Source organism: Enterococcus gilvus ATCC BAA-350 (genome assembly GCF_000407545.1).
In the GTDB taxonomy this organism is placed as follows: Bacteria; Bacillota; Bacilli; order Lactobacillales; family Enterococcaceae; genus Enterococcus_A; species Enterococcus_A gilvus.
In genome coordinates this window covers 1-15,842 of record NZ_ASWH01000003.1, presented here as the reverse complement: position 1 = coordinate 15,842, position 15,842 = coordinate 1, and the positions used below count along the sequence as shown (strand labels likewise).

General features: G+C 37.2%; 10 protein-coding genes and 1 pseudogene. 10 read left to right on the top strand and 1 reads right to left on the bottom strand.

The window, feature by feature from the left end:
- The first annotated feature begins 186 nt into the window (after positions 1–186).
- The 4 genes from I592_RS19610 to I592_RS21165 all read left to right on the top strand — a co-directional run bounded on the left by I592_RS19610 (position 187) and on the right by I592_RS21165 (position 4,911).
- Positions 187–561 carry a BlaI/MecI/CopY family transcriptional regulator gene (locus I592_RS19610; RefSeq protein WP_010782416.1) on the top strand — a complete coding sequence of 125 codons (375 nt, stop codon included), beginning with the start codon at positions 187–189 and terminating at the stop codon, positions 559–561.
- The gene (locus I592_RS19605) at positions 562–2,319 is read left to right on the top strand and encodes a BlaR1 family beta-lactam sensor/signal transducer (RefSeq protein ID WP_010782417.1); all 1,758 of its coding nucleotides are present in this window, start codon (positions 562–564) and stop codon (positions 2,317–2,319) included.
- A 60-nt stretch (positions 2,320–2,379) separates the two neighbouring features.
- Positions 2,380–4,392, top strand: coding sequence for a penicillin-binding protein PBP4(5) (gene pbp4 / locus I592_RS19600; protein ID WP_010782418.1), 2,013 nt, complete (start codon positions 2,380–2,382; stop codon positions 4,390–4,392).
- A 159-nt stretch (positions 4,393–4,551) separates the two neighbouring features.
- Entirely contained in the window at positions 4,552–4,911 is a 360-nt protein-coding gene (locus I592_RS21165; protein ID WP_010782419.1) for a transposase family protein, read from the top strand.
- Positions 4,912–5,138: 227 nt separating this feature from the next.
- Here the strand turns inward: I592_RS21165 and I592_RS19595 are convergent.
- Positions 5,139–5,763 (bottom strand): annotated as a pseudogene (locus I592_RS19595) (IS6 family transposase).
- Between the two features lie 290 nt (positions 5,764–6,053).
- Here I592_RS19595 and I592_RS19590 point away from each other — a divergent pair.
- The 6 genes from I592_RS19590 to I592_RS21300 form a co-directional block, all read left to right on the top strand.
- Positions 6,054–6,263, top strand: a complete 210-nt coding sequence (locus I592_RS19590) for a transposase (RefSeq protein ID WP_010782420.1) — start codon at positions 6,054–6,056, stop codon at positions 6,261–6,263.
- A 114-nt stretch (positions 6,264–6,377) separates the two neighbouring features.
- Entirely contained in the window at positions 6,378–6,692 is a 315-nt protein-coding gene (locus I592_RS21800) for a hypothetical protein (protein WP_155857522.1), read from the top strand.
- An 11-nt stretch (positions 6,693–6,703) separates the two neighbouring features.
- A complete protein-coding gene (locus tag I592_RS21155; protein WP_244265228.1) occupies positions 6,704–7,201 on the top strand; it encodes an IS3 family transposase in 498 nt (165 codons plus the stop codon).
- A 652-nt stretch (positions 7,202–7,853) separates the two neighbouring features.
- Positions 7,854–8,975: a tyrosine-type recombinase/integrase gene (locus tag I592_RS19580; protein WP_010782423.1), complete on the top strand. Its 1,122-nt coding sequence runs from the start codon at positions 7,854–7,856 to the stop codon at positions 8,973–8,975.
- 208 nt (positions 8,976–9,183) lie between these two features.
- Positions 9,184–9,894 carry a helix-turn-helix domain-containing protein gene (locus I592_RS19575; protein WP_010782424.1) on the top strand — a complete coding sequence of 237 codons (711 nt, stop codon included), beginning with the start codon at positions 9,184–9,186 and terminating at the stop codon, positions 9,892–9,894.
- 216 nt (positions 9,895–10,110) lie between these two features.
- Positions 10,111–15,842, top strand: a 5,732-nt coding sequence (locus I592_RS21300) for an InlB B-repeat-containing protein (protein ID WP_016250204.1), incomplete at its 3' end; no start/stop codon positions are given.

Here is a 15,842-nt window from a genome sequence, read left to right as displayed (position 1 = left end):
TACGTTATCTCACTTTATTGTCTCTTTGTAAGAGTAGTAAACGCATAGAGCCGAAAGAAGTTGAGAAGTCTTAAGTTTTCTTCATTTTTTCCGAGACAGACTGAGGAAAGAGGAATCAAGAAAACTTTTATAGACAAATCATTTTGAATCGATTAAACTACAAATGTAGTTTGAAGGGAGTCAGTGATGAAAAAAGAGATAAAAATTACCGATGCGGAACTAAAAATTATGGAATACGTTTGGAAAAGAGCCTCTGTTGATTCAAAGGAGATTATCCGAGCATTTGAAAAAGAGGAAGAGTGGAGCCCGAATACGATCCGAACGCTATTGGTTCGTTTGGAACAAAAAGGGGCTGTTGAACATTCAAAATCAGGCAGAGTGTACGTCTATCACGCACTAATACCAAGAGAATATTTCGTGAAGCAGGAAAGCCAAAAATTTATTCACAAATTTTTTGATGGCAAGGTCAGTGATTTCGTTTCTAATTTTGTTGAGGATGAATCGATTGACGAAAAGGAAATCGACCAGTTGCGGGAATTATTAAATAAAAGGAGAAAATAGATGACTCATTTTCTTTTGAATATCGTTTCTTCCAACCTGTATCTGATTCTTTTATTCATACTTAGAAGGCTGCTCGGAAAACAGATTTCACCAATTTATCAAGGCAAATATTGGAATCTAACGGGATTGACCGTCTTATTCTTTATCCCCAATCAGCTTCTTACGGAATTCAGGGATTTTATTTATTACCGAATGCAAAGTGTAATGCCAGGTCGATCACTTCCGACTTCGCTTCATTTGGATAATGCTCAAAATTTCATGGGAGGAACGTCCTCTAGCTGGATGAATGATAATGCACTTCCAGCAAATGATTTCGGCTCTATTTTTTTATGGTCGGTGGAAGCTGTATGGGCGATCGGTGTTGTGATTTTTCTGGCTCGAGCAATCTATTCTTATAGCAAATTTCGTAAAATGGTTCGAGCGGCTGTAAAAGTGGATAATCAAAGAGTTCAAAAACAATTAACAAAAGCAGAGAAATGTTTGGGATACAGCAGAAAAGGATTGGTTCTCCTACAGAGTGATGGAGTCGATAGCCCAGCGACATTTGGTTTTTTTCGCCCCACGATTATATTGCCGAACAACTTTATTACTAAAGCTTCAAATGAACAGCTATTTTTCATTTTATTACATGAACTTGTTCATCAGAGAGATAGGGACACGGTTCAAAATAATTTTTTATTTTGGCTGTCGATTCTAAACTGGTTCAATCCAGTAAGCTATTTGCTCGTCAAACAAGCAAGAAGCGACCGAGAAATTTCTTGTGATCAGTCTGTGATGCGTTTATTGAATGAAGAGGATGTTTTCTTTTATGGAAAGACATTGCTGGATTATGTGCAAAAAAATCAGAATTTATATTTGCTTGGTTTTTCCGGTAAGCGGAAAGAGCTGACGAGAAGAATCGAATGCATCAGCAGCTTTCAGCCCTCGTCGACAAAAAAATTGGCTGCTAAATTTATGGTGGTGATCGCTTTAGTTTTCAGTATTTTTTTGATAATCCCACAAGCGAGGACCGACGAAACGGATCAATTTTCGCGACAAGAACCGCTGGTTGAACAGAAATACGATCCACTTTTTGATCAAAACGAAAATAATTCGCTGGTCATTTATGATGATAGCAAGGATCGCTATCTGACCTATAATCAAGCGGCAGGGCACAAACGCTATTCGCCTGACAGTACCTATAAAATTTGGAGTGCGCTGTTCGCACTTGATGCACATAAAATTAATCAGACAAATAATGTACGGGCTTGGGATGGAACGGACTATCCAATTGACAGCTGGAATCATGATCAGAATCTTCAAACAGCCTTAACGAATTCCACTAATTGGTATTTCCAGCAGCTTGATTCGGAATTGGGAAAAACGAAATTAAAAGAAAACTTTCGTTCAATCAACTATGGAAATATGAATCTTTTAGGAGGAATTGATAATTATTGGCTGGAATCATCCTTGAAAATATCACCATTTGAACAAGTGAATCTGTTTAAAAGGCTGCTGGAAGGAAAGCTATCATTTTCGACCGATAATGTGGCATTTGTAAAGCAGGCCATTCATTTACAAACACAGCCAGAATATACGCTTTACGGAAAAACTGGGACCGGCAACAGTGTAACAACGAGTACAGGCTGGTTCCTTGGGTCGATGGAAACGAATAAGGGGAACTATTATTTTGCCTGTCATTTACAAGGAGTAAAGGCAACTGGATCGGCAGCGGCTGAAAAAACATTAGCAATATTAAAAGAGCTAGAAATTTATTGATTTCTAGTTTCTTATTACTAAAAAAACTACAGATGTAGTATATAGGAAGGTGTAGAAAAAATGAAACGAAGTGAGAAACACAAGCGAGGAAAGGGAATCGTTATCGTTGTGGGAATTTTGATTATCGGTTGTCTTTTCTTTTTCGGCTACCGCACGATAAATGAACAACGGATGGAGGCAAAAGGGAAGGAAACGATCAAGGCCTTTGTTGATCGCCTTTCGAAAGGAAAATATCAGGATTCTTTAAAATATCTTTCCGAAGACTCGTTAAAATCGCTGGATTTTTCAAAGCAGCAAGTAAATGAAAAGTACCAAAATATTTATGGCAGTATACGTGTTCATGATATAAAAATTAAGAATCTTACAATAAAGGAGAATCAATTTGCGTATACGGCGATTCTTTATACAGGTTTAGGAAAGTCGTTTAAGCAAAATTATCAAGGAACATTAACAAAAGGCAATAGTTTAATCGAATGGGCACCGAATTTGATTTTTTCTGGAATGAAACAGACGGATAAGGTGGCTTATCATTACCTTTCTGCCACAAGAGGAGAGATTGTGGATCGAAATGGACATGGCCTAGCCAATAATAGTGAGATCGTTAACTTGGGGGTCGTGCCTAAAGCGCTGGGCGAAGGGGAGCAAAAACAGGAAAAAATCAAAAAAATCAGTGAAGCTCTAGGTTTGACTGAAAAATCCATCAATACGTCATTAGAGCAAAGCTGGGTCAAGGAAGAGTATTTTGTTCCATTAAAGACTGAAACGAAAGTACCTGAAAACTTCGAGGCTCCAGATGGATTAGAAGTACAAACGGATATTGGGAGAACGTATCCAATCGGTGAGGCGGCCGCGCATCTTATTGGATATGTCGGAGCGGTAACAGCAGAGGATATGAAAAAAAATAAAGATTTATCCGAAGGTAGTATTATTGGTCGGACTGGACTGGAAAGAGTATTTGATAAAGAACTGCGAGGTCGCGATGGCGGGTATATTGCTATAACGAACAGCGAAGGGAAAGAAAAGGAAATTCTGCAAAAAATCAATGTCGTTGAAGGGAAAAAGATCCAATTAACGATTGATGTCCAAGCGCAATACTTGGCCTATAAATCATTAGGTAATGAGCGAGGGTCAAGTGTAGTGACGGAACCGAAAACGGGAGATTTGCTGGCTGTCGCCAGTTCGCCGAGCTTTGATCCCAATAACTTCGTTCATGGAATCAGTCAAACGGATTACGACAAACTTTCGAAAGACAAAGCTTTGCCATTTTTAGCAAGATATTCAAACGGTTATGCGCCAGGGTCAACCTTCAAGCTGATCACGGCCGCGATTGGATTGGATGCTGGAACGATTAATCCGAACCAGGCTTTAGCGATCAATGGACTAAAATGGCAGCAGGATGCTTCTTGGGGAGGATACAAAGTAACTCGTGTTTCCGATGTTTCGCCAGTCGATTTAAGGACGGCGATGATTTATTCCGATAACATCTACATGGCTCAAGAAACTTTAAAAATGGGGGAGAAAACATTTCGTGCAGGATTAAACAAATTCATTTTCGGAGAAGAGTTAGATTTGCCGATTGAAATGAATCCCGCGCAAATATCCACCGAAAAGAATTTCAGCTCAGATATTTTATTGGCCGATACCGGTTACGGACAAGGGCAACTGCTATTGAATCCGATTCAGCAAATCGCGACGTACTCAGTTTTTCCTAATAATGGAACGATCGTTTATCCAAAACTTTTGCTGTCGCAAGAAAATAAAACAAAAAATAATGTAGTCTCTGCTGAAACGGTCGCTCGCATTAATCAAGACATGCAGGCGGTTGTTGAAGATCCTAACGGCACTGCCAATAGTCTGCAGTCCTTAGGGATTCCACTCATGGCAAAAACAGGAACCGCAGAAATCAAAGAAAAGCAAGATGAACGCGGGCTGCAAAACAGCTTCCTTTACGCCTTTGACAGTCAGAACCAAAAATTTTCCGTCCTGCAATTTTTAGAAGACCGTCCAGACAGCAAGTCGGCTGTGGGAATGGTTCTAGAATTGTTAAAATATCTAAAGGAGAATTACAGCTAAACAGTACGTATAAAAACGATCTGTCCGACTCTTGGGCTCTTTCTCAAGTGTGGGCATAGCACGAAAAAGCGAGTAGTTTATTACTCGCTTTTTCATGCTATTTGTTATGTATTTGTGGCTGACTATTCTGTAATCTAGGGAAGAAAGGCAGTCTTTAGGATGATCAAGTACAAAGAATTTACAAGCTGTTCTTTTTTATTAGATGACGATCCTTTTACTTATGATGTAGAAGAAACTGCGGAAATCATTCATCTATTTGTCAAGTCAAGATGTCATAGTTGTTCTTGTCCGGCTTGCGGTGTTACTTGTCACAAACTGTATTCAACGTATATACGAACGATCCAAGACACACCGATTCATGGAAAGCAGACGCTTCTTCATGCCGATGTATATAAGTATTATTGCCTAAATCTGGCGTTTTTCTACCAAGTATTTACGGAACTGCTATCGTTTTTTCGTCCCTCTCAAGTTCGAACCGAGGCGCTTAATACATTCATTTTAGGTGTTGCCATTTTTTAGAAACGAATGCGTGAGTAAGATTCTTGAACTTCTAGGTGTTTCAGTGAGTAATGATACTATTCAGCGGTTATACGACCGCCTTGAATTCAGGGATCCCCGGAGATTGAAGCGATTGGAATCGATGATGTCGCTATTAGAAAAGGACAGATATACGCAACGTCTATTTATGATAAGGGTTCTGTTGCAAAGACCGAAATAGAAAACCCTCTTGTTAGTTAATCGATCTTTTATGCTGGGATTGCTAGTAACACTTTAATTTCAGTACAGACTGAAAAGCGTTCCCTCTTTTCGGCTTTTCTTGTATATTCCTCGAATCGTTTCCATTCCCTTGATCGTAGCTGAAGCCGTTCGAAGATTTTGATAAAACTTATTCCGACATTTAATTGGACGATGTTCTTGTTCAGTCAAGTTGTTCAAATATTTTACTGTTCGATGCTCTGTCTTCGTATATAGATCAGATCTTTGTAACTTTTCAAAAGCGCTATTGATGGAAGGAGCTTTATCGGTAACCAGAACCGACGGTTCTCAAAATTGCTTCTTTAGTCGTGTTAAAAAGGCATATGGCGCTGGTGTATCACTTTTTTTACGCAACCAAATATCCAAAGTTAGTCCGTCAGCATCAATCGCACGGTACAAATAGTGCCACTTTCCTTTAATTTTGATATAGGTTTCATCCATCTTCCATTAGTAGAAAGATTGTCTACTTTTCTTCTTCCAAATTTGATAAATAATTTTCCCATACTCTTGAACCTATCGGTAAATCGTGGTGTGACAAACCTAAATGCCACGATCATACAAGATTTCTTGGACATCACTATAACTGAGGTTGTAACAAATATAGCAACTCATCATAGACAATCGGAAGTTCTAAAACTCCGTCTCTATCAATAAAATGCTTTCCTTCAGGCATTAATATCAGTTTACAGTTTAAGTGACGAGCCAATGACTGAGAATATGTGTAAGGGGCAATATCATCATCAAATGCTGTGATAACTACTGATTGATTTTTTTTAACAAATTCGTATAATCTACAGGTTTATTAGTAAATTCCGATAGTTGAGGCAATGTGTAGTGGATGTAGCATGGAAGTTGAGACAGATTTTGAGAGAGGGTAAACTAATCTCAAAGGAAGGTGTCTCGTCATGCCAAAACGCTACACGAAAGAATTTAAAGAAACAATTTTAGAGTTGCACAACCAAGGTAAATCAGCACGCCAATTATCTTTAGAATATGAAGTTGGATATTCTACTATACTGAAATGGGTCCAAGGAGCCATTATAACAAGTCCTGGCGGACTTACTCCAGCTGAAGCAAAAGCCTTAAGAAAGCAATTAAATGAAAAAGACGAGTAACTCCTCATCTTAAAAAAAGCACTCGGCCTGCTGGAAAAGAAATGGAACTTATTGAATTCATCCGTCACGAAAGCGAATCAGGCCATCATAGTGTATCAAAAATGTGTCGTTTGCTTGGCATATCTGGAGCTGTGTACTATCGGAAAAACAATCAGACACACTCCAGAAGAACAAGCTTTATTAGGTCGGAGAGTTCTCCGTATCTACCACGAAAGTGGTCGTATCTACGGTGCTGGGAAAATTCGTTATCTGCTTGCACAAAACTATTCAGACTATCGGAAGATCAGTATAGAACGTATTCAAATATCCATGAAATGCCAAAAAAACCGATCGATTGTCATTAAGAAATTTAAAGCTGATAAGCATGCCAAGAAACTTTTAAAAAACTATCAAAATTTATTGAAGCAAGTTTTTCTACTATTGGTTTGAATCAAAAATGGGTGGCTGATATCACAGATATTCATACATTAGAAGATGGATGGTGCTATTTTTCAACCATCATGGATCTTCATTCAAGAAAAATTATTGGTTATCACTTCGATTGTCACATGACAACCGCTATTGTAGAAAAAGCCCTTGAAGACGCTGTTTCAAATAGAAACGTTGTAAATGGGCAGATTTTACATACCAATTTAGGTTCTCAGTATAAAAGTAATGAATACGAAAAAAGACTGAAAGAATTAACTATCACCCATTCCTACAGCCGTGAAGGCTGTCCCTACGATAACGCAGGAATTGAATCATTCCATGTATTATTGAAGAAAGAACATGTGTATCAACGGCCAACGTATCAAACTTTTGAGGGAGCAAGGCGACAAATTTTCAGTTACGTTCAAGGATTTTATAACACCCGTAGAATTCGCAGTGTTTTAACGTATTTGTCTCCGGTTGCATTTGAGAAAAAATACTTGCTGCTTAACATAAAAAAACTCTCGTAAAAAGTGTCTCAGTTATTGACTCTAATCCAACTTCTATCCTACATCCAATATCTTGGACATATTTTGAATAGAGACAATTACGCTATTTTCTTTTTCCAGCTCTTCAAACTCTTGCGGAGTTAAATAGTCAATTGAGATGTGGATACTATTTTAAAAATGAACTCAATGATAAGTTTAAACAAATAAAAATCGACTTCAAAAAATTAGATTTTCAGTCTAACTTTTGAAGTCGGTTTTTTCTATCTCGTTTAAAATCTATCCCTCTTTGTCGAAAGATGAATATTTTTGACGAATTATAGGACAATATTCAAAAAAAAAAAAGAATAACTACTTCTATACTTGTAGAAGTAGTTGTTTTATCAAGAATACTTTTAATAAAATTAATTATTTCACAAATATATATATATAAACATAAGCTAGACTATTTGCATTTTTTAAAAATTGTCTAGCTTAAAATACAACTGAATCTTGGTATTGCGTATACCACGTAACCAGTTGTTGTATCGCGATTTAAGTATACAATGTTCTGGTTTTTTTATCAATACTCAGTAATATTTTAACAAAAAAAGATTATAAACGCCTTTATATACATATTCTTGAGACTAATTATTATTAGCCGTCAGTAAAATCGTCAAAATTGGAGGAAAAAGCTATGTCAAAAAAAGGAGAAAATATTTACAAAAGGAAAGATAACCGCTGGGAGGGAAGATATAAAAAAGGGAGAAAAGAAAATGGAACCATTCAATATGGTTACGTATACGGTAAGACCTATTCTGAAGTGAAAGAACGTTTGTATACAGAGAAATTTAAGTATCTATCTATTATCGAAACAAATGGGGAGTGTACTCTGACCTATCAATCTTACTGCTTAAAATGGTTAGAAAGAAGAAAAATAGTCTTAAAAAAATCTACTTATGCTACGTATCTATATAAATTAAAGAAATATGTTTTTCCTTATATCGGAGAACGACCATTAAATCAAATTTCAAGAGAAACCATTCAGACAATGATTGCTACTTGGATCGACCAGTCCTTACAAGCGACTACGATTCACGTGACCTATCAAATAATGAAACAACCTTTATATGAAGCGTATCAAGAAGAATTGATCGCTAAATTTCCTTGTAAGAACGTTCTCTTGCCTAAAAGACAGCCCCAAAAAATCAAATCTATCTCCAGGCTGGAAGAAGTCAAGATAGAGAAACAAGCTAAGAAGCTGTCACTAACAAAAGCACTTCCTGTTTTATTAGCTTTGAAATCAGGCTTACGTATTGGAGAGGTTGCGGCGCTGAGATGGGAAGACGTAGATTTGAACAAGCGTCTGATTAAAATTAAAAGTACCTACCAGAGAATTCCCTATCCAAATGGGAATGAAAAATCAGAGTTACTATTGGCTCCTGCCAAGACGCACAATTCTGCTCGTGAAATTCCTATAAGTCCCAATCTATATAAATGGTTGAAAAGAGGGTATAAAAAAGCAGTAGGTCCCTTCGTTTGTTCGGAGACCCAATGGCCCAAAGAACCGAGACTACTCACCTACCATTTCCACCAACTGTTAAAGAAATGTGGATTGGAAGGTATTCATTTCCACCAATTAAGGCATACGTTTGCGACAAGGTGTCTGGAAGCACAAGGGAACATCACCGCAATTAGTGCCCTGTTAGGGCATGCTTCCGCTAAAATGACGCTGGATACGTACACAGATGCAGATATTATTAGTTTGAGAGAAACTATTTTGAAGAAAGAACGTGTGGAGAATAAACTATCTGCCTAAATGTATAACCCGTCAAAAGCCGTCAAAGATAAGAAAAACCGCCTACTGCCAAAGGATATTTCTGGTTACCTAGTATACGCAATACCAAGTAACGAGAAGTAACTACTAAGACTAAATTTTAACATATTATTAACAGCTTTCCTTCTTGGTTAACTCGAACGATTTACAGAGCTGTTTCTATAAATCTATATTATTTGGAGGAATAAGAATGGAGCCAATATTGTTCTTAACAAGCAACGTAGATAATGAACAAGAAACCTATAAACAATTACGAAGTTTAGGGTATGAGGCATTTTTGACGACTGCGCTTGTGAATCATTGGGAAAAGAAACAAAAATTCCCTGAAATGGCATACGATTTTTCAATTGTACTATTTAGTAATACCTTTTCGCTAAAAAAGATAATTAGAATGATTTCAACGTTGAAGAGACAAAGTGATGTTACATGTTTACTAAAAGTTGAAAAAATTCCTACGGCTAAGGAAAAGGGGTATTTGAATGAAATCGGAATAGTTGATGTGATATGTGAAAATTCAATTTTAGCTACACAGGCTGATATTTTAGAAAACGTTGAAGGACATTATTTGCCAACTACTTATATTGAAGAGGGGAATACTGATAGTTCTGTTACTTATAATGACCTTTTTGTCCAACAGTTAGACCCGACTTGTAGAAGAATCTATCAAATTTTGTTAGAGGAAAAGGGAAAAGCTATAAATAGAAATGATCTATCTAATCGTCTTTGGAGGAAATGCGATAATTCTACACTAAGTCAAATGTCTTCTAAAATAAGAAAACTAAATAGTAAAATTCAACAATATTTTGGAATTGAAAAGGCTATTATGACGGAATGGGGGGTTGGATATTTTCTCAGCAAATCTTTTTGCAGAAGGTATTTCAGTCCAAATCGAATTGAATAGTAGAACAAATAATAATATTGTTACTCAATACTTTTAAGAAGACAACTATAAGGAAGCAATATTGATTTCTAAATTTAATGGTATTAATCAATTTTTAAGAAAAGACACTACATAAACGTAGTTTTATAATAAAAATATTTTTATAGAAAAGGAAATAGTTTTAATAATCTCTACTATAAAAATGGTTAATCATATAGAAGAAAGGATGGTACAACAATGAAAAAAACAAAATTCAGTATGCTCAGTACTTTGGCTATTTTAACTATGAGTATTGTTCTACAGCCAATAGCTGTATTTGCTGAAACCCCTGATAGTGAAAGTAATCAAATGGAAACAACAAGATTTACTACTGATTTGAGAGAGAAGACAGATAATCAAATAGATTCGTCCGAAAATATCGAAAAAGAGCACAACGAGAGCAGTTCCAATATGGATCAGCAAGAAAAGTCTAATGAAACAGGCGATTCTTATACTGCTAAAAACGGAGACGAATCTTCATCAATAGAATCACAATCTGAGACCGTAAGTAATCCTAAAATCACTTACAATGCTAATGGTGGAACAAACTCTGGTACTGTTAAAAATGATCAAATCGCACTTAATGGAACTTACACTGTAGGGGCTGTTGGGACAGGTACTGGAGAATTAAATTTTACGGCACCAGATCCAAAAAAACAAATTTTTGATGGATGGAATACAGATCCTAATGGGAGCGGTGATAGTTACTCTGCTGGACAAGTAGTTGCCTCTTGGCCATATAGTGAGGATACAATACTATATGCTCAGTGGGCTACTGCCTCTACACTATCTTTCAATTTGAATGGAGCGAAAGGAAATTCGGCACCTAACAGTCAATTTGAAAAATTAGGGACAGTCATAAAAATTCCGGAAATACCTTCAGGGCTAACAGCTTCAACAGCTAATACAACTATTTCGGGGGTATGGAATACTAAAGCAGATGGAACGGGGACAGACTATTCACCGGGCAGCAATTACGCTTTTACTGCTGATAATATGACGCTATATTTAAAAATTGTTGCAAATCCTGCAGATGCTGAACCAATTTTAACTTTTAATCTTAATGGTGGTAGTACGACAGATAGTGACCTAACAAATGGAATCAAGACTAACGCAGACAAAAGTTATACATTAACTCTTCCAACGAGTACACCAGTAAGAGGAGGCTATAAATTTAATACATGGAAAATAAATGGATCTAATTACGCTGCTGGATCAACCGTACAAATTAAATATTCAACTGTTGCTGTGGCGCAGTGGGGACCTATGCAAAGTGTTAATTATCAGCAAGGACTGCCTATTGGCTCCACAGATTCTGTATCTAATATGCCCAGCAACACAAGAGTTGCTGCAGACGGTAATTGGTATACTGTCCCATCAAATATTCCTACTAGAACAAGTACAGATGGCAAGGTGTATACATTTAGCCATTGGAGATTAGATAATAGTGTAGATGTCTACCCTGGAGGTAGGTGGCGAACAAACAAGAGCCCTTCATCATGGAACTTTGTTGCAATTTGGACATCTTATGATCCCGTTTCTCAATGGACTGTATCCCTGAATAGCAATGGGGCTACTGGAGGATCTGCACCTTACAAATATACTAATGTAAGTAAAGGTGATTCAATTTTAATACCTGGCAAAGGTTCCTTAACAAAAAATAATTCTACATTTGTAGGTTGGTCAGACGGAACCAACATTTATTATGAAGGTGATTCTTATAAGCCTACAAAAGACACTACACTAGTTGCTCAATGGTCAATCAACGGAACTCAAGGAACATTAAAGTTTTTAACACAAGCCAAATCAGGTAGTAATCCCGCTGCTGTAACAGATTCATCAGGTACAACTATCACTTTGCCTGATATACCATTAGATAACACAGCACCTTCAGAAGGATACGTTTTTTGGGGATGGTCATCAAATAAAAATGCCTCTGTTCCAGATTACTATGCAGGAAATAAGTATACATTATCGTCTGGAGTTAATACGCTATATGGGGTGTGGACTCCTACTTTATCAGAATATTGGACGCAAATAAAAGTTAACAAAAATGGTGCCGATGGTGAACTTCCTTCAGGAATAACATCAAATAATGTATATCCATTAACTAGTGCCTCTGAACAATATCTTTTCGTAGTGCCCGAAGTAACTCGAACAGGATACAAACTAGTTGGATGGACTTATAGTAAAGACGACAAAACCTATCAACCAAATGATAAAATTTTACTAGGGAATCTAGCTACAACAAAAAATCCAGGGACTTTAACTGCACAATGGGAAGCAATAAATTACAAAATATCTTATGATAAGGGAGATGCAACGAGTGGGAGTGTACCTGATACAGGTACGACTACAGTTGCCTATAACAAATCTTATACTCTGTTAGAAAATAAAGGAAATTTATCTAAAGATGGATATACTTTTATTGGCTGGACAGATGGTTCCAGTATCTATACACCAGGTCAAAATATGTCTCCTGATAAGGATGTCGTTTTTAAACCTGCATGGAAAAAAAATCCGAGTGGCGGTGGTAGTGGAACTACTGGAACTGTAAATATCATGTATGTTGCTTTAGAAAGTGGTGTCACAGGAGATTTGCCTGATTCAGTATCTATCAAAGGAAACTATACAACTAGTTATACCGTTTCAGAACCTGAAGCAAACTTCTCGTATCCCGGATATAGTTTTGTCGGATGGTATTTGTTAGATTCTAAAGGAAAGGAAGTAGATTATTCACCCGGATCAACATTTATTGTAGGAAATGATAATTTAATCTTCTATGCAAAATGGAAAAAACAAGCCGTTATACCAGAAAATTCATATGTCGTTTCATTCAACGGAAATGGAAATACCTCTGGATTAGTTCCAAATGATCTTTACGTTGGAAAAGGTAAAAGTACTACTTTACCAAATGAAAACACTTTGGTTAACAAGCAATATAAAGATAATAACGCTTCTACTGGAACAATCAATACGAATGATTATATTTTTGTCGGGTGGAGCAAAAATAAAAATGCTCATGCAGGTGATTCGGATGTATTATCAAAAGGAGCGTCTATCACACCTACTACTGATGAAGTATATTACGCAATATGGGATTTAGAGGCAAAAGATATCACTTTAGCTTATGATGGTAATGGAAATACAGGGGGAACGCCACCTTCTGACATGATAGAACAACGTTATACAGAAAAAACAATTGATGGTTCCAATCAAGGAGCCGACTTGACTAAAGCCATTGTTGAATCTGGTCAGTTAGTTACTTATGTATTTGCTGGTTGGAATACTCAGGCTGATGGAAAAGGTAAAGATTACTTTTCTGGATCTATTTTTAATTTTAGTCAAAATTTAAAATTATATGCAAAATGGATACCAACAGAATCTACTTTAAAATCCAGAATAATTTATTTAGGAAACGGGAATACTTCGGGAGATTATATTCGGTATGATGATACGGATGCAACATCTTATACTATAAAAGATAATGGGAATATGGCTAAAAACGGATATATATTCAACGGATGGAATACTCAAGCTGACGGAAAAGGGAATACTTATAATGCTGGAGACAGTATCAATACAGTTGATCATGATAGTCTAGTTTTATATGCCCAATGGATTAAGTCAGAAGATGGAATAAACGTTATATATAATGGGAATGGGAACACTTCGGGTTCTCTTCCAAAATCTTTTAATGGTCCTAAAGGATCTAATGTAACTTTAGCAAGTTCTTCTGATGTCTCTACACTAGGACTTAAAAAAACAGGATATATGTTTGCAGGATGGGCTAAAAATGTATTAGGAACGGGTACTCAGTACGTAGCTGGTCAAACGTATCCTTTTAATGAAAATACTATTTTATATGCTATTTGGGCAGAAGATGGAAATTATATAGCAACGCCATCTAGTATAACCTATCATCCAAATTATGTTGGTTCGGCAGGAACCTATGACGTTAAAGGGTATGTAGATAGTACAGCTGCTGTTGATGGTTCTTCAGTCCTCCATGGACATAAAGTTGTAGCTAAAGAAAAAAATGGAGGAGCTTATCTTGGTGAAGATTACTCCGTAGCTTCTTATACCACGACGGGGCTTTCAAGTAGATCTAATTATGCGTTTGCTGGTTGGTCTACAGATCCCAAGGCGACAGAACCAATGTATTCTGCACAACAAGTAATTAATTTGAATACAACTGATCTAAATTTATATGCCGTATGGACACCAGGCACTTATCAAATTATCTATGATAAGAATGCTTCAGATGCTACGGAGTCAATGAACAATCAAATCGTTACTTATGATTCTGAAACAAGTTTAACTTTAAATAAGTACATTCGTCCTGGGTACACCTTTAGTGGCTGGAACACCAAAGCAGATGGTTCTGGAACACCTTATACAGACGGACAAAGTATATTGAATCTAGTAGAAACTGGTGGGAGTCAAAAACTATACGCGCAATGGAAAGTAAATGATTATGAAGTAGCGTTTGATAAGAATGCAACAGAAGCAACAGGCACAATGAGCAACCAAACTTTTGTCTACGACAAAGAACAAGAATTGACAGCCAATGCCTATGCTCGTCCTGGGTACACCTTTAGTGGTTGGAACACCAAAGCAGATGGTACAGGAACGACCTATAACAATAAACAAAGCGTTAAAAACTTGACTACAAAATCCGGAGACATTGTCACCTTGTATGCGCAATGGAAAGCGAATGGTTATGAAGTAGCGTTTGATAAGAATGCAACAGAAGCGACAGGCTCGATGAGTAACCAAGCCTTTGTCTACGACAAAGAACAAGGATTGACAGCCAATGCCTATGCTCGTCCGGGGTACACCTTTAGTGGTTGGAACACCAAAGCAGATGGTACAGGAACGACCTATAACGATAAACAAAGCGTTAAAAACTTGACTACAAAATCCGGAGACACCGTCACCTTGTATGCACAGTGGTTAGGGAATGAAAGTAACAATATTCTGTTTGATTTAAATGCAGGTGGGGATACCTCTGCAGCAACAGATCAAACAACCATTACCAATCTGGCGACGGGCTCAACGTATGACTTATCTAAAGGAATTAAAGATGCGACACGTAAAGGCTATGCCTTTACCGGTTGGTTCACTTCTGCAACAGGAACAGATAAAATGCCGAATTCGTTAGTTGTGCCAAATGGAAATACTACTTATTATGCACAATGGAAAGCGAATGATTATGAAGTAGCGTTTGATAAGAATGCAACAGAAGCGACAGGCACGATGAGTAACCAAGCCTTTGTCTATGACAAAGAACAAGGATTGACAGCCAATGCCTATGCTCGTCCGGGGTACACCTTTAGTGGTTGGAACACCAAAGCAGATGGTACAGGAACGACCTATAACGATAAACAAAGCGTTAAAAACTTGACTACAAAATCCGGAGACACCGTCACCTTGTATGCACAGTGGTTAGGGAATGAAAGTAACAATATTCTGTTTGATTTAAATGCAGGTGGGGATACCTCTGCAGCAACAGATCAAACAACCATTACCAATCTGGCGACGGGCTCAACGTATGACTTATCTAAAGGAATTAAAGATGCGACACGTAAAGGCTATGCCTTTACCGGTTGGTTCACTTCTGAAACAGGAACAGATAAAATGCCGAATTCGTTAGTTGTGCCAAATGGAAATACTACGTATTATGCACAATGGAAAGCGAATGATTATGAAGTAGCGTTTGATAAGAATGCAACAGAAGCAACAGGCACGATGAGTAACCAAGCCTTTGTCTACGACAAAGAACAAGGATTGACAGCCAATGCCTATGCTCGTCCGGGGTACACCTTTAGTGGTTGGAACACCAAAGCAGATGGTACAGGAACGACCTATAACAATAAACAAAGCGTTAAAAACTTGACTACAAAATCCGGAGACACCGTCACCTTGTA